At 73.8% G+C, this 21,238-nt stretch carries 25 protein-coding genes and 1 pseudogene; 16 read left to right on the top strand and 10 right to left on the bottom strand.

The annotated features are described in order from the left end of the window. The first annotated feature begins 5 nt into the window (after nucleotides 1-5). From CLV37_RS15290 to CLV37_RS29020, 9 genes are all read left to right on the top strand, one after another. Nucleotides 6-1,121 carry an ABC transporter substrate-binding protein gene (locus tag CLV37_RS15290; RefSeq protein ID WP_106211847.1) on the top strand — a complete coding sequence of 372 codons (1,116 nt, stop codon included), beginning with the start codon at nucleotides 6-8 and terminating at the stop codon, nucleotides 1,119-1,121. Nucleotides 1,122-1,287: 166 nt separating this feature from the next. After that, nucleotides 1,288-2,958, top strand: a complete 1,671-nt coding sequence (locus CLV37_RS15285) for a purine-cytosine permease family protein (RefSeq protein WP_106211845.1) — start codon at nucleotides 1,288-1,290, stop codon at nucleotides 2,956-2,958. After that, on the top strand, nucleotides 2,955-3,584 hold the full coding sequence (locus tag CLV37_RS15280) for an urease subunit gamma (RefSeq protein ID WP_106211843.1): 630 nt from the start codon (nucleotides 2,955-2,957) through the stop codon (nucleotides 3,582-3,584). The genes CLV37_RS15285 and CLV37_RS15280 overlap by 4 nt, the downstream gene beginning before the upstream one ends. Continuing rightward, nucleotides 3,577-5,286: an urease subunit alpha gene (locus CLV37_RS15275; protein ID WP_106211841.1), complete on the top strand. Its 1,710-nt coding sequence runs from the start codon at nucleotides 3,577-3,579 to the stop codon at nucleotides 5,284-5,286. Before CLV37_RS15280 ends, CLV37_RS15275 begins: the two co-directional genes overlap by 8 nt. Then, a complete protein-coding gene (locus CLV37_RS15270) occupies nucleotides 5,286-5,945 on the top strand; it encodes an urease accessory protein UreF (protein ID WP_106211839.1) in 660 nt (219 codons plus the stop codon). The genes CLV37_RS15275 and CLV37_RS15270 overlap by 1 nt, the downstream gene beginning before the upstream one ends. Beyond that, nucleotides 5,938-6,654, top strand: coding sequence for an urease accessory protein UreG (gene ureG, locus CLV37_RS15265; protein WP_106211837.1), 717 nt, complete (start codon nucleotides 5,938-5,940; stop codon nucleotides 6,652-6,654). The genes CLV37_RS15270 and ureG overlap by 8 nt, the downstream gene beginning before the upstream one ends. Beyond that, complete coding sequence (locus tag CLV37_RS15260; protein ID WP_106211835.1) at nucleotides 6,651-7,313, top strand: urease accessory protein UreD; 663 nt, start codon at nucleotides 6,651-6,653, stop codon at nucleotides 7,311-7,313. The genes ureG and CLV37_RS15260 overlap by 4 nt, the downstream gene beginning before the upstream one ends. A gap of 91 nt (nucleotides 7,314-7,404) precedes the next feature. Then, nucleotides 7,405-7,932, top strand: a complete 528-nt coding sequence (locus CLV37_RS15255) for a nucleotidyltransferase domain-containing protein (protein WP_211298674.1) — start codon at nucleotides 7,405-7,407, stop codon at nucleotides 7,930-7,932. Then, nucleotides 7,929-8,393: a HepT-like ribonuclease domain-containing protein gene (locus CLV37_RS29020; protein ID WP_211298673.1), complete on the top strand. Its 465-nt coding sequence runs from the start codon at nucleotides 7,929-7,931 to the stop codon at nucleotides 8,391-8,393. Before CLV37_RS15255 ends, CLV37_RS29020 begins: the two co-directional genes overlap by 4 nt. On the opposite strand, the gene CLV37_RS27665 is transcribed toward CLV37_RS29020, so the two are convergent. Then, nucleotides 8,338-9,795, bottom strand: coding sequence for a hypothetical protein (locus CLV37_RS27665; protein WP_170127290.1), 1,458 nt, complete (start codon nucleotides 9,793-9,795; stop codon nucleotides 8,338-8,340). The genes CLV37_RS29020 and CLV37_RS27665 overlap by 56 nt on opposite strands. 414 nt (nucleotides 9,796-10,209) lie before the next feature. Here CLV37_RS27665 and CLV37_RS15235 point away from each other — a divergent pair, with 414 nt between their 5' ends. Next, a complete protein-coding gene (locus CLV37_RS15235; protein ID WP_106211831.1) occupies nucleotides 10,210-10,824 on the top strand; it encodes an MBL fold metallo-hydrolase in 615 nt (204 codons plus the stop codon). A 114-nt stretch (nucleotides 10,825-10,938) separates the two neighbouring features. Continuing rightward, on the top strand, nucleotides 10,939-11,724 hold the full coding sequence (locus CLV37_RS15230; RefSeq protein WP_106211829.1) for a hypothetical protein: 786 nt from the start codon (nucleotides 10,939-10,941) through the stop codon (nucleotides 11,722-11,724). Nucleotides 11,725-11,728: 4 nt separating this feature from the next. Here CLV37_RS15230 and CLV37_RS15225 read toward each other — a convergent pair whose 3' ends face one another. Then, on the bottom strand, nucleotides 11,729-13,693 hold the full coding sequence (locus CLV37_RS15225; RefSeq protein ID WP_106212010.1) for a bifunctional copper resistance protein CopD/cytochrome c oxidase assembly protein: 1,965 nt from the start codon (nucleotides 13,691-13,693) through the stop codon (nucleotides 11,729-11,731). 70 nt (nucleotides 13,694-13,763) lie between these two features. Then, nucleotides 13,764-14,333 (bottom strand): MFS transporter, encoded by a 570-nt coding sequence (locus CLV37_RS15220; protein WP_106211827.1) that lies wholly within the window; start codon nucleotides 14,331-14,333, stop codon nucleotides 13,764-13,766. A gap of 18 nt (nucleotides 14,334-14,351) precedes the next feature. Between CLV37_RS15220 and CLV37_RS15215 the strand changes: the two genes are divergently transcribed. Then, complete coding sequence (locus tag CLV37_RS15215) at nucleotides 14,352-14,771, top strand: protein-tyrosine phosphatase family protein (RefSeq protein ID WP_106211825.1); 420 nt, start codon at nucleotides 14,352-14,354, stop codon at nucleotides 14,769-14,771. A 15-nt stretch (nucleotides 14,772-14,786) separates the two neighbouring features. On the opposite strand, the pseudogene CLV37_RS29015 reads toward CLV37_RS15215, so the two are convergent. Next, nucleotides 14,787-15,040, bottom strand: a pseudogene (locus CLV37_RS29015) (type B 50S ribosomal protein L31). A gap of 77 nt (nucleotides 15,041-15,117) precedes the next feature. Here CLV37_RS29015 and rpmB point away from each other — a divergent pair. Genes rpmB through CLV37_RS15190 form a run of 4 tightly spaced genes read left to right on the top strand, consistent with a single transcriptional unit; the run spans nucleotide 15,118 to nucleotide 15,959 of the window. Continuing rightward, nucleotides 15,118-15,354, top strand: coding sequence for a 50S ribosomal protein L28 (rpmB, locus tag CLV37_RS15205; protein WP_106211823.1), 237 nt, complete (start codon nucleotides 15,118-15,120; stop codon nucleotides 15,352-15,354). Further along, nucleotides 15,354-15,521 carry a 50S ribosomal protein L33 gene (rpmG, locus tag CLV37_RS15200; RefSeq protein ID WP_106211821.1) on the top strand — a complete coding sequence of 56 codons (168 nt, stop codon included), beginning with the start codon at nucleotides 15,354-15,356 and terminating at the stop codon, nucleotides 15,519-15,521. Before rpmB ends, rpmG begins: the two co-directional genes overlap by 1 nt. Next, nucleotides 15,521-15,826: a 30S ribosomal protein S14 gene (gene rpsN / locus CLV37_RS15195; protein WP_106211819.1), complete on the top strand. Its 306-nt coding sequence runs from the start codon at nucleotides 15,521-15,523 to the stop codon at nucleotides 15,824-15,826. Before rpmG ends, rpsN begins: the two co-directional genes overlap by 1 nt. Nucleotides 15,827-15,836: 10 nt before the next feature. Further along, a complete protein-coding gene (locus CLV37_RS15190) occupies nucleotides 15,837-15,959 on the top strand; it encodes a ribosomal protein bL36 (RefSeq protein WP_106211817.1) in 123 nt (40 codons plus the stop codon). Between the two features lie 3 nt (nucleotides 15,960-15,962). Here the strand turns inward: CLV37_RS15190 and CLV37_RS15185 are convergent, their stop codons facing one another. The 6 genes from CLV37_RS15185 to CLV37_RS15160 all read right to left on the bottom strand — a co-directional run bounded on the left by CLV37_RS15185 (nucleotide 15,963) and on the right by CLV37_RS15160 (nucleotide 21,175). Beyond that, nucleotides 15,963-16,850 carry a hypothetical protein gene (locus CLV37_RS15185; RefSeq protein ID WP_106211815.1) on the bottom strand — a complete coding sequence of 296 codons (888 nt, stop codon included), beginning with the start codon at nucleotides 16,848-16,850 and terminating at the stop codon, nucleotides 15,963-15,965. Nucleotides 16,851-16,877: 27 nt separating this feature from the next. Beyond that, the gene (locus CLV37_RS15180) at nucleotides 16,878-17,597 is read right to left on the bottom strand and encodes a hypothetical protein (protein WP_106211813.1); all 720 of its coding nucleotides are present in this window, start codon (nucleotides 17,595-17,597) and stop codon (nucleotides 16,878-16,880) included. A gap of 39 nt (nucleotides 17,598-17,636) precedes the next feature. Further along, nucleotides 17,637-18,533: an alpha/beta hydrolase gene (locus tag CLV37_RS15175; RefSeq protein ID WP_211298672.1), complete on the bottom strand. Its 897-nt coding sequence runs from the start codon at nucleotides 18,531-18,533 to the stop codon at nucleotides 17,637-17,639. Between the two features lie 68 nt (nucleotides 18,534-18,601). Continuing rightward, the gene (locus tag CLV37_RS15170; protein ID WP_211298671.1) at nucleotides 18,602-19,465 is read right to left on the bottom strand and encodes an alpha/beta fold hydrolase; all 864 of its coding nucleotides are present in this window, start codon (nucleotides 19,463-19,465) and stop codon (nucleotides 18,602-18,604) included. 29 nt (nucleotides 19,466-19,494) lie between these two features. Beyond that, nucleotides 19,495-20,157: an isochorismatase family protein gene (locus CLV37_RS15165; protein WP_106211811.1), complete on the bottom strand. Its 663-nt coding sequence runs from the start codon at nucleotides 20,155-20,157 to the stop codon at nucleotides 19,495-19,497. A 139-nt stretch (nucleotides 20,158-20,296) separates the two neighbouring features. Continuing rightward, entirely contained in the window at nucleotides 20,297-21,175 is an 879-nt protein-coding gene (locus CLV37_RS15160) for an aldo/keto reductase (RefSeq protein ID WP_245885423.1), read from the bottom strand. Nucleotides 21,176-21,238 lie beyond the last annotated feature (63 nt).

Here is a 21,238-nt window from a genome sequence, read left to right as displayed (position 1 = left end):
TCAGCATGCCAGAGGACGTCTACCGCGTGGGGCTGGCCGTCCCCCGTCAGGGCCCCTCCGGCATGTTCGGCCTGTCCTGCCGGGTCGCGGCCCACCAGGCCGCGCAGGAGGTCAACGCGGCGGGCGGGGTGGGCGGGCGGAGGCTCGAACTCGTCGACGTCGACGCGGGCGCCGAGCCCGCCGCCGTGGCCGCCGAGGTCGCCGGGCTCGTGGAGCGCGGCCGCGTCGACGCGGTGGCCGGCTGGCACCTGTCCAGCGTCCGGCAGGCCGTGGCCCCCGTCCTGGCCGGCCGCACGCCGTACGTCTACGCGACCGCCTACGAGGGTGGTGAGGAGCACGACGGGGTGGTCTGCACGGGGGAGCTGCCCGGGGACCAGGTCATGGCCGCGCTGCGGTTCCTGCGACGGGAGTTCGGCTGGCACCGCTGGGTGGTGGTCGGCGACGACTACGTCTGGCCGCGGCGGACGGCCGACCGGGTGGCCCGCGCCCTGGCCGGGGCCGGGGTGCTGCTGAGCGCCCGGCACTGGGTGCCGCTGGGCTGCGACGACGACGCGCGGTGGGCCGCGCTGGTCGGGGACCTGGCGCGCGCGGCGGACGGCGCCGACGGGGTGGGCGGTGTGGACGGGGTGCTGATGCTGCTGGTCGGCGGCGACGGGGCCCGCTTCAACCGCGAGTTCGCGGCCGCGGGTCTGGACGGCCGCCTCGTGCGGTTCAGCCCGTTCATGGACGAGACGATGCTGCTGGCCAGCGGCCCGGAGGCGACGCGGGGGCTGTTCGCCTCCGCCGGCTGGTTCGCGGGGCTGGGGACGGCGTCGGCGCTGGAGTTCTCCGCCGGTTTCGCGCGGGCCTTCGACGCCACGACGCAGGACGCGACGGGGCTGGCCGTGCCGTCCCCGGGGACCATGGCCGAGAGCACGTACCTCGCGCTGCGCTTCCTCGCCGACGTGGGCTCGCGGGCCGTGCCCACCGTCGTCGACCTCGACCGGGCGCGCTCGGCGTGGGCGTGGGACTCCCCGCACGGCACGGTCGAACTGCGCGCCGGGCGCGCCCGGCACCGCGTGCACCTCGCCGCGGCGGTCGGGCTGGAGTTCGACGTCCTCGCCGAGGTCACCACCCCGTGAGTGTTTCCGGTGTGTTACGCCACGTTTCTGCCCGATGAAGTTCTGAGAACCGCTGCGGGACAACGGTTCACGCGAGCCTGGGAGATTGACCGCCGGAGCCTGGACGCCCTAGTTTCGAGATCGCTTCCACCTGGAAGCTCTTCCGTCCGGTCCCCGGAGGTCCGTGATGACCCAGCACACGCAGGGCACCCAGTCGCCGCACCTGTCGGCCGCCACCTCGGAAACCCTCGAGGACTACACGCTGCGCTTCGCCCCCCGCAGCTACCGCCGCTGGACGCCGGCCGTCGTCGCGACGTCGGCCCTCGGCGGCATCGCCTACCTCGCCGACTTCTCCATCGGCGCGAACATCGGCATCGAGCACGGCACCACGAACGCGCTGCTCGGCATCGCGCTGGCCGCCGTCGTCATCTTCGTCAGCGGTTTCCCGCTGGCCTACTACGCCGCCCGCTACAACATCGACCTCGACCTCATCACGCGCGGGTCCGGTTTCGGCTACTACGGCTCGGTCGTCACGAACGTCATCTTCGCGACGTTCACCTTCATCTTCTTCGCCCTCGAGGGCTCCATCATGGCGCAGGGCCTCGAACTGGGGCTCGGCATCCCGCGCTGGATCGGCTACGCCGTCTCCACGATCATCGTGTTCCCCCTGGTCATCTTCGGCATGAAGGCGCTGTCGAAGATGCAGGTCTGGACGACCCCGCTGTGGCTCGTCCTCATGGTCATCCCGTTCGTGTACCTCGTCGCCAGCCACCCCGACTCCGTCGGGGAGTTCTTCGCCTACACCGGCGCCGACGGTTCCGGGTCCTCGGTCAGCACCGCCTCCGTCCTGCTGGCCGCCGGCGTCTGCCTGTCCCTCATGGCCCAGATCGCCGAGCAGATCGACTACCTGCGGTTCATGCCCCCGCGCACCCCGCAGAACGCCCGGCGCTGGTGGACGGCCGTCGTCCTGGCCGGTCCCGGGTGGGTCGTGTTCGGCGCCGTCAAGCAGGCCGTCGGCCTGTTCCTGGCCGTCTACCTCATCTCCTCGCTGGACCCGCAGGCCGCCGCGACGGCGAACGAACCCGTCCACCAGTTCCTCGGCGTCTACCAGGAGATGGTGCCCGGCTGGCTGGCCATGACCCTCGCGGTCGTCCTCGTCGTCATCAGCCAGATCAAGATCAACGTGACCAACGCCTACTCCGGGTCGCTGGCCTGGACGAACTCCTTCACCCGCGTCACCAAGCGCTACCCCGGGCGCATCGTGTTCGTCGTCGTGAACCTCGTCATCGCGCTGACGTTGATGGAGGCGAACATGTTCGACTTCCTCAACACCATCCTCGGCTTCTACGCCAACTGCGCCATGGCCTGGGTGGTGACCGTCGCCACCGACATCGTCGTGAACAAGGGCCTGCTCAAGATCTCCCCGCCCGTCGCGGAGTTCCGGCGCGGCATGCTGCACCCCGTGAACCCGGTCGGCTTCGTCTCCGTCCTGCTGTCCGCCGGGCTGTCCATCGTCGTGTTCTTCGGCGGCTTCGGGGACGCGGTGCAGCCGTACTCCCCGGTCGTCGCCGTCGTGCTCGCGATCGTCTGCCCACCCGTCCTGGCCGTGGTCACCCGCGGCCGCTACTACCTGCGCAACACCGACGACGGCATCGACCTGCCGATGGTCGACGAGTTCGGCAACCCCTCCGGCGCGGTCCTGACCTGCCACGTCTGCCGGCAGGACTACGAGCGCCCCGACGTGACGGCCTGCCTCACCCACGATGACGTCGTCTGCTCGCTGTGCCTGAGCACCGACAAGGTCGCCGACCACGTTCTGCCTCCCGCGGCGGGCGTGGGCGGTACGGTCGGCGCGTGAACCTGAGTCCGGCCGACACCGAGAAACTGCTCCTGGCGGTCGCGGGCATGGTGGCCCGCGACCGCCTCGAGCGCGGGGTCCTGCTCAACCACCCCGAAGCCGTCGCCCTGCTGTCCACCTGGGTGGTCGAGCGGGCGCGCGAGGGCGCGCTCGTCGCCGACCTCATGGAGTCCGGCCGGCACGTCCTGCGCGCCGACCAGGTCATGGCCGGGGTGCCCGAGATGCTGCACGACGTGCAGGTCGAGGCGACGTTCCCCGACGGGCGCAAGCTCGTGACCCTGCACCACCCCGTGCAGGGCGGCGCCCCGGTCGAAGGACCCGGCGCCGTCCGGACCCTGCCCGGCACGATCGAGCTGAACGCCGACCGCGCCCCCCACGAACGGCTCGAACTGCGCGTGGAGAACACCGGGGACCGGCCCGTGCAGATCGGGTCGCACCTGCACCTGCCCGACGCCAACGCCGCCCTGCGCTTCGACCGGGCCGCGGCCGCCGGGTTCCGGCTCGACGTGCCGTCCGGGACGTCGGTCCGCTTCGAACCCGGGGTGGCCCGCACCGTGCGGGCCGTGGCGCTGCGCGGCGAGCGCCGCGTGCCCGGCCTGCAGATCCGCGAGGAGAACCGTGGTTGAGATCGACCGCGCCGCGTACGCGGCGCTCTACGGCCCGACCGTCGGCGACCAGGTCCGCCTCGGCGACACCGACCTGTGGATCGAGGTCGAGGCCGACCTGACCGCCGGGGGCGAGGAGGCCGTGTTCGGCGGCGGCAAGTCCGTGCGCGAGTCCATGGCCCAGGGCACCACCACCCGCGCCGCCGGTGCCCCCGACACCGTCGTCACCAACGTCGTCGTGCTCGACCACAGCGGGATCTACCGCGCGGACGTCGGGCTGCGCGACGGCACCATCAGCGCCATCGGGCGCGCCGGGAACCCCGACGTCGCCGACGGCGTCCACCCCGGCCTGCGCATCGGCCCCTCCACCGACGTCATCTCCGGCGAGGGGCGCATCCTCACCGCCGGGGGCATCGACACCCACGTCCACCTCATCTCCCCCTCCCAGCTGCACGAGGCGCTCGCGGCGGGCATCACCACCGTCGCCGGCGGCGGCACCGGGCCCAGCGAGGGCACCAAGGCGACGACCGTCACCCCCGGCGCCTGGCACCTCGCCCAGGCGCACCGGGCGCTGGACGCCGTGCCGCTGAACGTCCTGCTGCTGGGCAAGGGCAACACCGTCAGCGCGCAGGGCCTGGCCGAGCAGGCCCTCGGCGGGGCCGCCGGGTACAAGGTCCACGAGGACTGGGGCTCGACCCCCGCCGCGATCGACGCCGCGCTGCGCGCCGCCGACGAGTTCGGCCTGCAGGTCGCCCTGCACTCCGACTCCCTCAACGAGGCCGGGTACGTCGACTCCACGATCGCCGCCATCGCCGGGCGCTCGATCCACGCCTTCCACACCGAGGGCGCCGGCGGCGGTCACGCGCCGGACATCATCACCGTCGCCGGACTGCCGCACGTCATCCCCGGCTCGACGAACCCGACGCTGCCGCACACGGTGAACACCGTGCCCGAGCACCTCGACATGCTCCTGGTCTGCCACCACCTCAACCCCGCGGTCCCCGAGGACCTGGCGTTCGCCGAGTCGCGCATCCGGGCCACGACCATCGCGGCCGAGGACGTCCTGCACGACCTCGGGGCGTTGTCCATCACGAGCTCGGACGCGCAGGCCATGGGCCGCATCGGCGAGGTCATCACGCGCACCTGGCAGGTCGCGCACGTCATGAAGGCGCGCCGCGGCGGCCTGGACGCCCACGCCGGGTTCAGGGCCGACAACGAGCGCGCCCGCCGGTACGTGGCCAAGTACACGATCAACCCCGCCGTCGCGCACGGCATCGACCACCTCGTCGGTTCCGTCGAGGTGGGCAAGATGGCCGACCTCGTCCTGTGGGACCCGGCGTTCTTCGGCGTCCGGCCCGCCGTCGTGATCAAGGGCGGCGCGCTCGTCCTCGGGGCGCTGGGGGACCCGAACGCGTCCATCCCCACACCGCAACCGGTCCTGCTGCGCCCCGCGCTGATGCACCCGAACGGGGCGGACCTGTCGGTCTCCTTCGTCGCCCCCGCGGCCCTGGCCGACGGCCTGGCCGACCGGCTCGGGCTGCGGCGCCGGCTGGAACCGGTCCGCGACACCCGCGCGGTCGGCAAGGCCCAGATGGTGCGCAACGACGCCCTGCCGCGCATCGAGGTCGACCCCGAGACGTTCGCCATCCGCATCGACGGTGAGCCCGTCGAACCCGCCCCCGCCACCGAACTGCCGCTCGCGCAGCGGTACCAGCTGTTCTGATGACCTCCCCCGACCTCCTGCTGGCGCTGCTCGCCGACGCGCGGCTGCCCGTCGGCGGCCACACGCAGTCGGCCGGGCTCGAACCCGCCGTGGTGCACGGCGGGCTGCGGGCGCACGACGTCCCGGAGTTCCTGCGCGGGCGCCTCGCGACCGTCGTCGCCGTCGAGGCCGGCACGGCCGTCGTCACCCGCCACCGGGTGCTGCACGGCGACCCCCTGCCTCCCGTCGTCGCCGCGTGGGCGGCGCGCACCCCCAGCGCCGCGCTGCGGGAGGTGTCCCGGACCCTGGGGCGCGGGTACTCCCGGCTCGCCGGGAGGTTGTGGCCGCACCCCGTGTGGGCCACCCTCGAGCGCACCCCGCCGCGCCCCGTCGTCCTGGGGGCGCTGGCCGCCGTCGCCGGTCTCGACGCGGCCCGCCTCGTCCGGTTGTGCGGCCACGAGGACGTCGCCACCGTCGCGGCCGCCGCCCTGAAGCTGGACCCGCTGGACCCGCTGGAGGCGGCCGGGTGGACGGTGGCCGCCCACCCGTTCGTCGAGGAGCTCGTCGAGCGCTGCGCCCACCTCACCGACCCCGACCGGATCCCCGCCGGCTCGGCCCCGCTCGTCGAGCAGTTCTCCGTCCTGCACGCCCGAACGAAGCAGAGGTTGTTCCATGCCTGAGACCCCCGCCCACCGGCACACCGCGTCCCGCTCGTTCCGGCTCGGCGTCGCCGGGCCCGTCGGCACCGGCAAGAGTTCCCTCATCGCCCTGCTGTGCCGCGAACTGCGCGACGTCTACCGGCTGGGCGTCATCACGAACGACATCTACACCGACGAGGACGCCCGGTTCCTGCGCTCGGCGGGGGTCCTGGACCCCGAGCGCATCCGCGCCGTCGAGACGGGGGCCTGCCCGCACACCGCCATCCGCGACGACGTCACCGCCAACCTGCTGGCCGTGGAGGACCTCGAGCACGACTTCGACCCCCTCGACGTGGTCCTCGTCGAGTCCGGCGGGGACAACCTCACCGCGACGTTCTCGCCCGCCCTCGTGGACGCGCAGATCTTCGTCCTCGACGTCGCCGGGGGCGGGGACGTCGCCCGCAAGGGCGGGCCCGGCATCGCCCGCGCCGACCTGCTCGTCGTCAACAAGACCGACCTCGGCCCGTACGTCGGGGTCGACGTGGAACGGATGCGCGCCGACGCCCTCGCCGCCCGCGACGGCCGACCCGTCATCGCCCTGTCCCGCACCGACCGCGCGTCGATCGAGGAACTCACCACCTGGCTGCACGCCCTGGTCGCGCAGTTCCGCAGCGGCGAGCACTCCCCGGTCGACCCCGGCCCGATGGCCCCGCACTCCCACGCCGACGGAACGGTCCACACTCACGCGTGAGCACCCGGATCGCCCTGCACCCCGACGGTTCCCTGGACCTGCGCGCCGACGCCTTCGCTCCGAAGGTGCTGCACCGCACCCAGTTCGAGGTGCGGATCGGGCTCGTCGGCGCCCGCGCGCTGCTGCTCGCCGGTGACGACGTCGAGCTCGAGGTCGACGTCGCGGCGGGGTGCGCGCTGGAACTCGTCGAGATCGCCGCGACCGTCGCCCACGACGGCCGCGGCGGGACCGCGTCGTGGTCCACCCGCGCCGGGGTGCGGGGACGGTTCGTGTGGGACGCCCAGCCGTTCGTCGTCGCCGACGGCGCACGCGTCGAGCGCGACCTGACGGTCGACCTGGCCCCCGGGGGCGTCCTCGCGCTGCGCGAGACGGTCGTGTGGGGCCGCAGCGGCGAGACCGGCGGGGCCCTGCGCTCGCGGACGCGGGTCGACGTGGCGGGGGACCCGCTGCTCGTCGAGGACCTGGACCTGCGCGAGGCCGCTGTGCGCTCCTCCCCGGCCGTCCTGGGAGGCCACCGCGTCCTCGACACCGTCCTCGTCGCCGGGACCCGGCTCGCCCACCCCGACGCGCTGCAGCTCGACGGGTGCGGCAGCGTGCTGCGCGGGTTCGAGCACGACGCCCTCGACGGGGTGTGGGACGGGGTGCGCAGGGGCGTCTAGGGGTGGCCTGCGGGTCTCACCGGGTTCACCGACCGGTGATCTCGACGTCTTCCCGTGAGGTCCTTCATCGACGATCCGCTATGTTGAGGGCGTGCCCGTCATCGAGTCCGCCGCGGCGCTGCTGAAGGACGCGCGTCGCCGGGCAGGACTGACGCAGGCCCAGCTGGGCCGGCGCGCCGGGGTCACCCAGAGCGTCGTCAGCGCCTACGAGTCCGGGCAGCGCCAGCCCTCCCTGCCCACCCTTCTGCACCTGCTGCGCGCCAGCGGGCACCTGCTCGACGCCTCGCTCGTCGCCACCGACTCCCCACCCGTCACCGCCCCGCTGTCCGGGCCCCTCGGCCGGCGCCTGCGCCGGCACCGGCGCGAGGTCAAGGCCATCGCCGCCGCTCACGGCGTGCAGCACGTCCGCGTCTTCGGCAGTACCGCCCGCGGCACCGAACACCCCGGCTCCGACGTCGACCTGCTCGTGGACCTCCCGGCCGGGACAGGACTGTTCGCCCTGGGGCGCCTGCGCCGCGACCTCGAGGACCTCCTCGACGCTCCTGTCGACCTGGTTCCCGAGGACGGGCTCAAACCCGAGGTGCGGACGAACGTCGAACCGGACCTGGTGCCCCTGTGAGCCGACACGCCCACCAGCGCCTTCTCGACGTGCTGGCGGCCTTGGACGCCATCGAGGCCCACACCCGTCGCGGCGACCTGTCCGACGGTCTCGTCTTCGACGCGGTCCGCGTACGGCTGATTGAGATCGGCGAGGCGGTCAAAGCGGTTCCGGAGGAAGTGCTGGCCGGTGAGCCGGACCTGCCGTGGTCGGAGATCGCCCGCATGCGCGACCACCTCGCCCACCGCTACTTCGCTCCCCCACGCTTCGCGTGGGAGGTGCCCCCTCCACCCACTCCATCGTGGCCACCACCGTCACCCGGGACCTGCCCGAACTCCGGCGCGCCGTCGAACGTCTGCTGCGGGACGCTCGAGACTGACGCCGGGACGTTCACGACACGTCGGTCAGGGTGCCGTCGAGCCGGGCTCAGAGGACGAACCAGTCCTTCCCGTCGGACACCAGGCTCACACCCTGCCACCTGACGGTCAGATCTCGGCTGGACGCCCCGTCGATCAACGCAGTCCCGGCGGCCTTCACGGTGACGACCCGGGTACTGGCGTCCGTCTTCTTCACACTCACCTGGGCGGACGGCGCGGGCGCCGGCAACGTGATCGTCAACGCGGCGCCGCTGGCGTCGGCGAGCACGACGTCCCCCACGACGGCGGTGTAGGCGGAACTCGCCTTCACGGTGCGCACGACGGGGCCGACCTGGACCTGCTGCCAGTCCGCCTTCGTCGTGCTGGTGCTGCGGCAGAACCACACCCGGCTGGTCTTGTCCACGAAGAAGTCACCCGCGACCCCTGTCGCCGGCGGCGCGGCAGCGGTGGCGGGAGTCAACTGCACCTGCGCCAGCGCCCCGCGGAAACGGGCACCTCGCCCGTTGACCGAGTACCCCACCACTGCCGCCTCCGCCGCGGACGCAGCAGGCGCCGCCTGGTGGCCCCACACGCCGGCACCCTTCCCGCGGTGCTCACCGGTCACCGCGCCCGCGGTGCTGCTCACCCCGGTGGCCAGGCCGTACACCGCTCGCCCCGTCCCCGTCGCGGTGCTCGTCACGTTGTCCTGAGCGCTCCCGCCGGCGACGACCACTCCACCGTTGCGGGCTTCCAGCCCTTCCGCCAGCACCACTGTGCCCTTGGCGACGGTGATGCCGCCGCTCTGGACCAGGATCCCCGTGCCGCCCTCGTCGGCGCCCACCTGCAACGCCGTGCCGGGGACCACCGCCGTCGTCGGCGTCGGGTTCTCATCGCTCTCCGAGGTGGAGGTGCCGTTGGAGGCGTAGGCACTGATCGCCGTGTTGGCCTTGGCGGTGACCTCCAACCCCATGGCTCCGATCTCGCCCTCCGACGAGCTCCAGTGGGTCTCAGAGCTGGAGTAGTAGGTCGCTCCGCGGACGATCATTGTCGTGTCGGGTTGGGCTCCTGACCCGGATTCGGCGACGCCGCTGCTGTACTCCCAGCCCTCTCCACCGTCGACCAGCAAAGCGGTTCCGGACGGGGATTGCCGGATGCGGACGTTGCCCTGCGCCTCCAGGGCCTGCTGGTTGTAGCCACGGTCGTCCGCCCCGCCGATCAGGGTGAGTGCCGGCGCCCCGGACGGGCCGTTCAGCGTCGTCGTCGCGCCCGCGGTGTTGGTCCGCCCCAGCACCATCGACGCCCCGGTCGCCGCCTGGGCCGAGGTGGGTGCCTGCAACTGCCCCACGGCCAACCCACCCAGCGCCGCCGCTCCCGCTCCCAGGAACCTGCGGCGTGACGAAAAGGCCTCTCCACCGGAACCGCCGGCTGGAGCCGTCACGGTTCCCTGGTCCGTCGTCGGTGCCGCGGGTGCCGGCGCCGCGGCGGAGGTGGCGATCGCCTCCAGCAGGCGATCGATCTGCTCCTGCATCGCGGACAACCGCTGGACGCACTCCTCGTGCATCTCGACTCCTTCGATCGGTGCCACAGGTTTCGCAGGTGCTGCGGACAGCCTAATCGTCACGGAGCGTGAAGGGGAGAACAACGACGAACTCTCGCGCACCGCGACCAACGGGTCGGCCGGCAGCGTCGCGACGAGTGCGGGGGAGCGCCGTGGCCCACGGTGCCCGCCCCACCGCTGACGACAGGCGGGTCCCCTGCATCGAGACGCAGCCCGTGGACGGCAGCCGGGAAAACTCCAGTGGCAGCCTCGAAGCACCCCTCCGGCGTGCCGGGCCCGGCGGACGTTTCGAGGAGCGCCACGCCGCAGCGATGACTTCCGTCCCTCCGCGCAGTCCTCCCGCCACGACCCGCACCAGCAGGACACCGACACCAGGGAGAGACGATGGCCGCACCCGCCCTCATCCGACCGGTCCTCGTGGCCGAGCTCCTCGCCGACGGCGAACGGATGCCCGTCGTCGTCCACGTCGTCGAGCACCCCGACGCGCGCGTGCTGGTCGACACCGGCCTGACGCGGCTGCACCCGGCGGCGGCCGACCTCGACCCCCGGTTGGTGCCCGGCTGGCAGGACGAGGTCGGCGTGGACTCCATCGACCTCGTCGTCAACACCCACCTGCACTTCGACCACTGCGGCGGGAACCACCTCTTCACCGGCCGGCCCGTCCACGTCCAGCGCCGCGAACTCGACGACGTCCGCTCCGGGGCCGTCCCCACCGTCCGCGAGTGGGTCCAGGCGCCCGGCGTGGAGTACGTCCCGGTCGACGGGGAGCTGGAGGTGCTGCCGGGCCTGCGACTGCTGCCCGCCCCGGGGCACACCCCCGGCTCGCAGGTCGTCGTCGTCGAGACCGGTGGGCGCCCGCAGGTCGTCTGCGGTGACACGGCCGTCTTCTCCGGGGAGCTGGACGATCCGCGCAGCGAGGGTCAGCGGCTGGTGCGCGGTCTCGACCCGGAACTGGTGTGGCTGTCGCACGAGCTCCAGCCGTGGAGACCACCCGTGTGAACCCCGAGGTGCGGGGGAGGTCCGACACCGCGCCTCCCCGCCGAGGTCGAGGCGTAACGTTCCGGGGCAGCCGTGCGTCCTCCGAGTGTCGGACGCACCACCGGGAGGAACGACATGCGCACCACCCCACTGCTCGCCCTGGCCGCTCTCACCCTGACCGCGGCCTGCTCGGACTCCGGGACGGCGGCCGGTGCGCCGGGCACGACCCCGGGCACGAGCACGAGCAGCGCCGCCGCCACGACCAGCGCGGCGGCCACCACGTCGGCCACCACCTCCGCCACGACCTCCGCGAGCAGCACCCCGAAGGCCCCCACGTCCCCCGCGGCGCAGATCCCCGCGGGCGCCGGCACCGCGACGACGGTCGACCTCGACGGCGACGGGAAACCCGACACCCTGTGGCTCGCCGACGTCGGCGGCAAGCGCGAACTCGGCGTCGCGACGACGTCGCACGGCGGGTCGGTGGTCGAGTTCAGCTCCGCCGCACCGCAGTCCGCGACGGCCTCGGCCGCGGTCCTGGCTTCCGGCGCCCCGACGGTGTTCCTGAACACGGGCCGCTCGGTGCAGCTGTACGTGTACCGCGTCGAGAACCCGGGCCTGGTCGAGGTGAAGGGCGTGACGGGGCAGCCGTACTCCTTCAGCCTCGGGTTCACCGACTACGGCACCGGCCTGACCTGCACCGACGGGCGCCTGTACGGCGAGAACGCCACTGCCGACGCCGCGGACCGGTTCACCGTGACGCGCACGGAGGTCACCGTGAGCGCCGAGCACGCGGTCGCGGAGAACGGCGCGAAGACCACCGTCGGGACGGGCCTGGCGGCCGACGACCCCGCGGTGCGGGCCGCCCGCGGCGCGACGTGCGGGGACGTCCCGGACTCCGCGGTCGCGAAGGAACCGGCGTGAGGTCTCACTCCTCGCGGCGGGCCAGGGCGGCGAGCCGCTCGTTGTAGGCGGCGAGCTCGGCGTCGCCGTCGCGGTCGCCCTTGCGGTCCTTCCGCCGCGCCTCGCGCTCGTCCGAACGGGCCCAGGCCAGGGCCAGCCCGATCGCGAGGACGGCGGTGGGGATGTCGCCGGTGCCCCAGGCGACCCCGCCGCCGACGTGCTGGTCGGCGAGCAGGGCGGCGTCGTCGGTGCGCCCGAGGGCGTGCCACCAGGCGGGGGCGAGGACCTGCGAGCTCGACATGAGCGCCACGCCGAAGAACGCGTGGAACGACAGGGTGACGAGCAGCAGCAGCAACCGCAGCGGGTACGGCGGCCGGTGCGGGCCGGGATCGCGGCCCACGAGCACCCAGCAGAACACGTACCCCGACAGCAGGAAGTGCGCCGTCATCAGCGTGTGACCGGTGTGCGTGAGCAGCGCCTGCTGGAACAACCCGGTGTAGTAAAAAGCGTAGAGGCTGCCCGCGAACACGACGGCCGCGACGACGGGGTTGCCGAAGAACCGCAGCCACGGCGAGGCCGTCAGCGCGAGCACCCACTCCCGCAGACCGCGGGAACCGTCGTGCCGGGCGGTCGCCGCGCGCAGCGCGAGCGTCATCGGTGCGCCGAGGACGAGCAGCGGCGGGACGACCATCGTCAGGCTCATGTGCTGCACCATGTGGCCGGAGAACGTGAGCTTGCCGTAGAGCGCGGGGGCGCCGCTGGTCAGGTAGACCAGCAGCGCGCAGCCGGCCAGCCAGGAGACGGTCGACAGCACGGGCCAGCGGTCCCCGCGGCGGCGCAGGCGCCGGACCCCGGCGACGTAGGACCCCGCGAGGGTGGCGGCGACGAGGAACCAGAACGACGCGAGGTGCCACTCGGTGAGCAGCTTCGCGGGGGAGAACGCCGGCGGCGGCGGGAAACCGAGCAGCGCCTCCAGCTGGGCGCCGGGGCCCGACGCGGTCTGCGGGACGGGCGGCGCGCTGCGGGACAGGGCCACCGAGGCGCCGAACGTGACACCCATGACGACCACCTCGGTGACGGCCAGCCGCACGAAGGCCCCGGGCCGCTCGGCCAGGCGGGGCAGGACGTGCGTGCGCTGGCGCCAGCCCGCGACCCCGAGGACGACGAGCGCCGCGGACTTGACGACGACCAGCGCCCCGTACCGGGTCAGCAGCCCGTCCCAGGACCCGACGCGCAGCCAGGCGTTGACGACGCCGGAGAGCGCGACGACCGCGAAGCACGCCCCGGCGAGCCAGGAGTAGCGGGTCGCCACGTCGCCCAGGTGCCGCCCGAGCCGGCGGTGCAGGAGGACCAGCGCGGCCAGCCCGCCGGCCCACACGCACACGCCGAGCAGGTGCAGGACGAGACCGTCGACGGCGAGGGAGTGGTCGTTCGTGCCGGCCGCGTGACCGGCCAGGCCCAGCGGGAGCAGCGCGGCCAGCGACAGCGCGGCGAGGATCCCGACCGTCGTCAGGCTGCGCACGAGCCAGCACCCGACGGCGACGACCAGCACGCCGAGCGCGGAGGCGAGCAGGGACCGGCCGAGGTCGAGGTCGGTGAGGAAGAACCAGAACTGGGACGTGAACCCGGGGCTGCCCAGCGGTGTCCCGGCGACGTCGGCGTAGGTGAGGACGAGGGTCGCGGCGGCGGCGGCGAGCCAGGTCGTGGCGGCGACCGCGGCGTACCGCAGGGCGGCGGTGCGCACGGTCCGGGCCTCGCCCTCGACGGCCCGGCCGCCGGGCAGGGCGACGGCCGTCAGGACGAGGAGCCCGACGGTGAGGGCGGCCGCGAGGTCGTGGAGGGTGCGGGCCAGGGGCAGGGCGTACCGGACGAACGGTCCGGGGTCGAGCAGGTCGGTCGCGGCCAGCGAGCCCGTCAGGGCGAGGCCGCCGACGACGGCGAGGAGGGCGCCGGGCACGGCGAGGACGAGGAGCTTCGGGGAGTGGTCCACGGGGTTCTTCCGTCGAGGGTGGTCGTGGCGCGGGTGGGCGCGTGCGACTCCCTCGGCGGGTCGGGTCCCGTCAGGCGGTCGCGCGCGCGAGCGCCGGTGGCCCGCGGCGGGCGGGGACGCGGGCGTCGACGAGGCGGGGTCGGACCCGGCGTTCCGCGGCACGGGGCAACCGGGGGCGCACGACCGGGGTCGTGGCCCGCAGCCGGGGGAACGCGAACGCGAGCCGGGCCAGGACGGCCCCGAGGAGCTGTTCGCCGCGGGCCAGCAGCAGCCCGGTCAGCAGCGTCGCGAGGACGTGCGCGAGCAGCATCCCCGTGCCGGGGTCGTGGTGGGCCGTCGCGCCGCAGGCCATCGCGACGGTGTGGTGACCGGTCGCGGTGGCGGTGCAGGCACCGCCGCCGAGCGCGAGCGCCTCGTGGAGACCGAGCTGCCCGGCGCCCAGGGCCAGCAGCGTGGTGGGGGCCGTCCGGCGCCGGCGGGTGAGCGCGGTGGCCGCGCAGGCCGTGGGGACGGTCAGCGCGAGCAGGACCCAGGGGGAGGGGAGCATCCCCCCGGCGGCGGCGTGGGCGCCGACGGCGAGGACGACGGTGACCAGGGTCAGGGCGGCGGCGCGCTGGGGGCGCCACGATCCTCCGGTCACGGTGCGAGGGTAGTTCCCGTGACGTGGGAGGCGGGCGCGGCCGGGGTCGTGGAGCTGCCGTCGGGGCGGCGCGTGCGGGGGCGTGGGCTGCGCCGGCCGCTGCCGGCGGGGGACCTGCCGGAGTTCGCGGTGCACCTGCTGGGGCGGCGCCCGTCGGAGGTCGACTGGCCCTCGCGGTGGGTCCGGTGGCCGGACTTCCGGCTGCCGGCCGACCCGGCGGAGCTGCGCGCGGTGCTGGCCGAGGTGCTGGAGCGGTCGGCGACGCAGCGGGTGGAACTGGCGTGCGCGGGGGGCCGGGGCCGGACGGGGACGGCGCTGGCCGTGCTGGCGGTGCTCGACGGGGTCCCGGCGCCGGAGGCGGTGGCGTGGGTGCGCGCCCGCTACGACCGGCGCGCCGTCGAGACGCCGGGCCAGCGCCGGTTCGTGGCGGCTCTGTAGCCGCGCGGCGGGCAGTCAGCCCCTGGTGTAGCGGCGGCGGAACTTCTCGATGCGGCCCTCGGTGTCGAGCACGCGGGCGGTGCCGGTCCAGAACGGGTGGCTGGCGGCGGACACGTCGACGTCCACGACGGGGTACGTGCCCCGTCGGTCCACGTGGTCGTCGGCAGGTCGGGGCGGCTCACGAGCGTGGACCCCGCCAGGAACGCGGTGCCGGCGGAGCGGTCGCGGAAGACGACGTCGCCGTAGGCGGGGTGGAGGTCGGGACGCACGACGGGCTCCTCGTGTCGGGAATGATTGTCAGTCGCGATAGTGTTGCACAGACCGTACGGCGACCAGAGGAGATGACGTGTCGGCTCGATGCCAGGTGACGGGGGCACGACCCGGGTTCGGGAAGTCCGTCTCGCACTCGCACCGCCGGACCAGCCGGCGCTGGGACCCCAACCTCCAGGCCAGGAAGTACTACGTGCCCTCGCTGGGGCGCACGGTCACGCTGACCGTGTCGGCGCGGGGCATCAAGACCATCGACCGCCAGGGCATCGAGTCCGTGGTGGCGCAGATCCGAGCGCGAGGGGAGCGCATCTGATGGCGAAGTCCGCCGACGTCCGTCCGGTGATCAAGCTGAGGTCGACCGCGGGGACCGGGTACACCTACGTCACCCGCAAGAACCGCCGCAACGACCCCGACCGCATGGTCGTCCGCAAGTTCGACCCCGTCGTGCGCCAGCACGTCGAGTTCCGCGAGGAACGCTGATGGCGAAGACGTCGAAGATCGCCCGGAACGAGCAGCGCCGGGCCGTCGTCGAACGCTTCGCCGCCCGCCGCAGGGACCTGAAGGCGGCGGCGGTGGACCCCGCGCTGGGCGCGGCCGAGCGGGCCGCGGCGCAGCTCGCGCTCCAGCGGCTGCCGCGCGACGCGAGCCCCACCCGGCTGCGCAACCGCGACGCCACCGACGGACGGCCGCGGGGGTTCCTGCGCAAGTTCGGGGTCTCGCGGGTCACGCTGCGGGAGATGGCCCACGCCGGGGAACTGCCCGGCGTCACGAAGTCGAGCTGGTAGGAGGTTCGGGGTGAAGGTCGTGAAGTCGCTGCGGTCGCTGAAGGACAAGGACGGCTCCATCGTCGTCCGGCGGCACGGCAAGGTGTTCGTCGTCAACAAGCGCAACCCCCGGTGGAAGGCCCGCCAGGGCTGACGTTCAGTCGAACGACAACCAGAACTCGGCGGCGCGGGGGGCGTCGTCGAGTTCGGGCAGTTCCTCGACCACGGTGAGGACCGGGCGGATCCAGTGCGTGCACTCCCAGTCCCACCCCCACAGCGTCGTCGTCCCGACGGCGGCGCTGTGGACGGGGACGTACAGGGCGCTGAGCAACCCGGCGAAGCTCAGGTGGACCCCGTCGAGGTCGGCGGCGACCGCGCTCCACGTCGGAGCCAGGCCGTTGTCCAGGCCGGACGCCGATGCCAGGTTCGTGCTCGACCCGGGGTGCGTCGCCGGGTCGCCGTAGCGCACCACGAGGTCGTGCCAGTCCCGCGCCGACCCCACCTCCGCCACGCGCGCCCCCTCGTCCACGTGCAGCCGGCGGACCCGCACCGGGTACTGCGCGTCCCAGTCGCTGAGGCCGCACGCCAGTTCAGCATGGGCGCTGGAGCGCACCGGCCCGCCGGACACCTCGGTGGAGGTGATGACCGGCCGCAGGGGTTTCTGCGCGTACGTCTCCCACGGGTCGACCGGGCCGGTCGGCACCGGCACGTCGGCGGGCTCGGGCCCGCGGTCCTCCCGCCCGGTCAGCAGGAGCTGGGAACCGCCCCGGACCGGGGCCCGCCACCAGGTGTTCCGCTCGTCCGACAGCACCTCCCGCACGAGGGAGCGCAGGGGACGCGCGGCCTCGACCGCCGCGTCCCGGACCCACGCCGCCGTTCCCGACCACGGGTTCAGCTCCCGCAGCGCGGTGCTCGCGGCCGCGCAGGCGACGGCCGGGTCCGCGAGGTCGTCGGGGGTGAGGTCGTTGCGGTGGGCCAGGACGAAGAACGCCGCCGCGACGGGGGCGGACTGGAACTCCTCGACGCGGTCGGCCAGGGCGGTCACCGGGCCAGTCTGCCCACCGCCGCGCCGTCAGGCGACGCTGACGTCCGACAGTTCGATCGACACCAGCAGCGGTTCGGGTAGCGGGTGGCCGTCCTCGCCGCGCACGTAGATGCGCCGCGACGTCGCGACCACGATGCCGTTCACCTCCCGGTGGCCCGACAGGTAGTGCGCCGCGGGGGAACCGCCCATGACGTCCACCTGGTAGTCGCGGCGCTGCACCAGGCCGTCGTCGTCGACGTAGACCACCTGCTCACGGCTCATCGTGGCGATCCCCGCCGGGAACCGGACCCGCAGCCGCTGCCAGGTCCGGCCCTGCTCGCTCCAGGGACCGATCTCCTCCACCTCGACCCCGGGGTACGTGAACACGTACGGCTCGGTGAGGTACGTCCACATGGCGTGCCCGCAGAAGTACCCCAGCTGCAGGTGCGTCCACGGCGTCTCCACGCCGTGCCCGGCGAAGGAGGCGACGGGGTCGTCGAGGCTCTCGACGACCTCACCCGCGTCGGACTCGACGCTCACCCGCCCGGGCGTGAACGTGAGGTGGCGGTCCGGGGCGGTGAAGGGCCGCATCTCGACGTGCTCCTCCTGCACGCGGACGGTGATCTCGCCCTCGTCGACGACGCCGGGAACCTGCTTGAGGTCCCACAGGCCCCCGTCGAAGACGCGGTGGGCGGAGATCGAGGTCACCTCCCGCCAGCGTTCCAGACCGCCGTAGGCCTTCAGTGTCGTGTCCAGCAGGTGACTCACGGGTTCTCCTTGGGGGGTGGGTGGGGTGGTCACGGGTCGTCAGCGGCCGAGGAAGGCGCGCACGTGCTCGCCGAACAGCCGCGGGTACTGGTCGAGGAAGCCGTGACCGGCGTCGGGGTAGATCCGCAGTTGGGCACCCGGGATCCGCTCGGCCAGCAAGTGGCTGTTCCGGGTGTCCATCATGGTGTCGTCGTCGCCGTTCGCGACGAGGGTCGGCTGGCGGATCGCGGACAGTCGTTCCAGCTTGGCGGACTCGGGGACCCCCCACGCCATGAGGGCGGTGTACTGCGCGTCCCGGGTGGCCAGGTCGGTCGGGACGTCGCGGTCCTGTCGCCGGGCGGCGGTCCGGGCCAGGTGCTCCCAGCCCAGGCGGGTGCTCTCGGTGGACCCGGAGAAGAACAGCGCGACGAAGTCCTCGCCCGTGGTGACGTCGGCGGTGGCCAGGGCGAACACGTCCTCGCTCCACGGGTGCAGGTTCGGCGCGCCCTGCGGGGCGGTACCGCCCAGGACCAGCCGGCGCACCAGCCGCGGGTGGCGCAGCGCCAGGTCCTGCGCGACGTGACCGCCGAGGGAGAAACCCAGGACGTCGACGTGCCGCAGGCCCAGCGCGGCGGCGAAGGCCGCGGTGTCGGTGGCGGTGGCGGCGACGTCGTCGCGGGTGGTGCCGGTGGACGCCCCGACCCCGCGCTGGTCGACGGTGACGACCTCGCGGTCGGCGGCCAGGACGTCCAGCAGGATCGGGTCCCAGAAGTCCAGGTTGCCCCGGAAGTGCTGCAGCAGCAGCAACGGCGGCAGCGTGGCCGACGGTTCGCCGAAGCGGCGGTAGGCGAAGGTGTCCTCGCCGACCCGCACGGTCCGGGTGGGTGCCGCGGCAGCGCCGGTGGGGCCGGTGCCGTCCGCCGGGGCGGTCTCGCGCAGATCAGGGGTGGTGGTCACGGTGGGTTCCTCCTCGGGCCGGCCCGCGCCGGCGGCGTCGTGGGTTCCAGGGGTGCGTGCGCGAGGTCTCAGCCGCGCAGGAAGCGCAGCACCTCGGCCCCGAACTCCTCGGCGTGCTGGAACAGGAAGCCGTGCCCGGCGTCGCTGTACAGCAGCGCGCGGGCGTCCGGCAGCCGCGTGGACATCGCGTAGGTGGCGTAGCTGTTGATCATCACGTCGTGGGACCCGTTGGCGACCAGCACCGGCAGCGTCAGCTCCGGCAGGCGTTCCCAGAAACCCTCCGTGAACGTGCGGATCGCGGTGAGCTGGCCCTGCACCGCCTCGGGGGAGGCGACCGCCCCCGACGCGAGGAGCCGGTGGTCCAGCCGGCGCAGCGAGGCCAGCCCGGCCGCCCGGCCCGCGGGGGTCTCGGGGAAGAACAGGTAGAGGAAGTCCTCGTCGTCGTTCGCCCCGCGCCCGGCGACCTGCCAGACCTTCGGCTCGGGCGCGGGCTGACCCGGGACCCCCTGCGACGTGCTGCCGGCGACGACGAGGTGGCGGAACCGCCCCGGTTCGGCCAGCACCGCGGCCTGGGCGACCATCCCGCCCAGGGACCAGCCCAGGACGTCGACCTCGGGCAACCCCAGCGCGTCGAGCAGGTCGAGCAGGCCACGGCCCATCTCCTCGATGGACTGCGCGGGCGGGCCCGAGGTGAGGTTCAGCCCGCGGTTGTCGAACACGACCACGTCGCGCTCGTCGCTGAGGACCTCCAGGAAGGCGGGGTCCCAGTGGTCCATCGTGCCGCGGAAGCGCAGGCACAGGACGAGGGGGGTTCCGCCTCGTGGGCCGAACCGCCGGTAGGCGTAGCGGTACCCGCCGTGCTCGGCGAACTCGGTGGGGGCGTCGTCGGAGCGGAACTCCCGGCGGGTGGGGACGTCGGTGGGTGCGGTCACGTGAACTCCCAGGGGGTGGGGTGGGGACGTCAGGCGCCGGCGCCTGCGCGCAGGGCGGCGACCACCTGTTCGGTGGGCAGGACGGTGTCGGTCAGGAAGCGGTAGTTGATCTGCGCCGCCGTGTTCCCGTCGCCGAAGTCCGGGTGGCGCGGCGCGGCGACCGCGTCGGCGGCCACCGCGACCTGGAACCCGGCCTCCAGGAGTTCCCGCAGGTGCGACTCGACGCAGAGGTTGGCGAGCATCCCGGCCAGCACCACGCGGGTGGTCCCGCGCTTGCGCAGTTGCAGGACGAGGTCGTTCGAGGCCGGGCCGAAGATCTTGTGCGGGCTCGTGACCACGGTCTTCCCGTCTTCGATCACGGGGGCCAGGTTCTCCAGCCAGTCCGCCCCCGACCCGCGGAAACCGTCGAGGGACAACGCCGAGGACCGTGAGAACATCTTCTCCTCGTGCATCATCGTCTCGATCGGGCCCCCGAAGCGCCACCGCAGGTCGGCGTCGAAGTTGTAGTGCGGGGAGACGAAGACGCCGTACCCGGACCCGGCGGCCCCTTCGAGGAGGGTCTGCAGGTTCGCCACCGTGTCGTTGTCGTGCAACGCACCGCTCAGCAGTGCCCACGCGGGGTTCGCCGGGCGCAGGACGTCGTTCTGCGGGTCGGTGACGACCACGGCGGTGTCGTCGGGGGAGAATCTCACGGGGTCGGTCCTCGCAGTTCGGGGGTTCGCGGTGGGGTTCGCGGTGGGGTTTCCGGTGTCCCATCGTCGCGGCGCGCGACGGCGGGCACCATCGGCACGATGACTGTCGTCGTCCGGGCGCGCGGTCCGGGCGCGCGGTTCAGGCGAGCCGGTCGAGCCGGGCGAGGACCGCCGGGTCGAGCACGGTGCCGGCCGCGGCGACGTTCTCCTCCAGGTGCGCGACCGAGGAGGTCCCCGGGATCGGCAGCAGGATGGGGGAACTGCCCAGCAGCCACGCCAGCGCCACCTGCGACGGGGCCAGGCCCAGGGAACCCGCGAGGCGGGCCAGGGGGCCGCGCGGGTCGCTGAGCTGCCCGGTGGCCAGCGGGAACCACGGGATGAACCCGGTCCCGCGCTGCTCGCAGACCCGCAGCAGGTCCTGCGAGGAGCGGTCGGCCAGGTTGTACAGGTTCTGCACCGTCGCGATCGGGGCGATCGTGGAGGCGGCGTCCAGTTCCGCGACGCTGACCTCGCTCAACCCGAGGTGGCGGACCTTCCCCTCCCGCTGCAGGTCCGCCAGCGTCCCGACCTGGTCGGCCAGCGGCACCGCCGGGTCGATCCGGTGCAGCTGGAGCAGGTCGACGCGTTCCACCCCCAGCCGCCGCAGACTGGCCTCGGTCGCGGCCCGCAGGTGCGACGGGCGCCCGTCGGTGGCCCAGCGTCCCGGACCCGGGCGGGTGAAACCGACCTTGGTCGCCACGACGATCCCGTCGTAGGGGTGCAGTGCGTCGTGGACGAGTTCCTCCGCGACCCCCGGGCCGTAGGCGTCGGCGGTGTCGAAGAGGTCGACCCCCAGGTCCGCCGCGCGGCGCAGGACCCGCAGGGCCCCGTCGCGGTCGCGGGAGGGTCCCCAGACCCCGGGGCCGGGCAGCTGCATCGTGCCGTACCCGAGGCGGTGCACCGGCAGGTCGCCGCCGATGAGGAAGGTGCCGGAGGCGGCCGCGGGTGCGGTGCCGGTCCGGTCGTCGGTCGTGGTCACGAGGATCTCCAGTTCGTCGGGTCGGGGAGTTTCGGGTCGAGGGTTCCGGGTCGAGGGTTCCGG

Origin of the sequence: Kineococcus rhizosphaerae (assembly GCF_003002055.1) — a bacterium.
GTDB lineage: Bacteria > Actinomycetota > Actinomycetes > Actinomycetales > Kineococcaceae > Kineococcus > Kineococcus rhizosphaerae.
This window is presented reverse-complemented; position numbering and strand designations above follow the sequence as displayed.

What these genes read in the sequence shown, in the direction of transcription:
- CLV37_RS15290 (WP_106211847.1), top strand. Translation starts at nt 6, where the DNA reads ATGCCAGAGGACGTCTACCGCGTGGGGCTGGCCGTCCCCCGTCAGGGC.
- CLV37_RS15285 (WP_106211845.1), top strand. Translation starts at nt 1,288, where the DNA reads ATGACCCAGCACACGCAGGGCACCCAGTCGCCGCACCTGTCGGCCGCC.
- CLV37_RS15270 (WP_106211839.1), top strand. Translation starts at nt 5,286, where the DNA reads ATGACCTCCCCCGACCTCCTGCTGGCGCTGCTCGCCGACGCGCGGCTG.
- ureG (WP_106211837.1), top strand. Translation starts at nt 5,938, where the DNA reads ATGCCTGAGACCCCCGCCCACCGGCACACCGCGTCCCGCTCGTTCCGG.
- CLV37_RS27665 (WP_170127290.1), bottom strand. Translation starts at nt 9,795, where the DNA reads ATGCAGGAGCAGATCGATCGCCTGCTGGAGGCGATCGCCACCTCCGCC.
- CLV37_RS15235 (WP_106211831.1), top strand. Translation starts at nt 10,210, where the DNA reads ATGGCCGCACCCGCCCTCATCCGACCGGTCCTCGTGGCCGAGCTCCTC.
- CLV37_RS15230 (WP_106211829.1), top strand. Translation starts at nt 10,939, where the DNA reads ATGCGCACCACCCCACTGCTCGCCCTGGCCGCTCTCACCCTGACCGCG.
- rpmG (WP_106211821.1), top strand. Translation starts at nt 15,354, where the DNA reads ATGGCGAAGTCCGCCGACGTCCGTCCGGTGATCAAGCTGAGGTCGACC.
- rpsN (WP_106211819.1), top strand. Translation starts at nt 15,521, where the DNA reads ATGGCGAAGACGTCGAAGATCGCCCGGAACGAGCAGCGCCGGGCCGTC.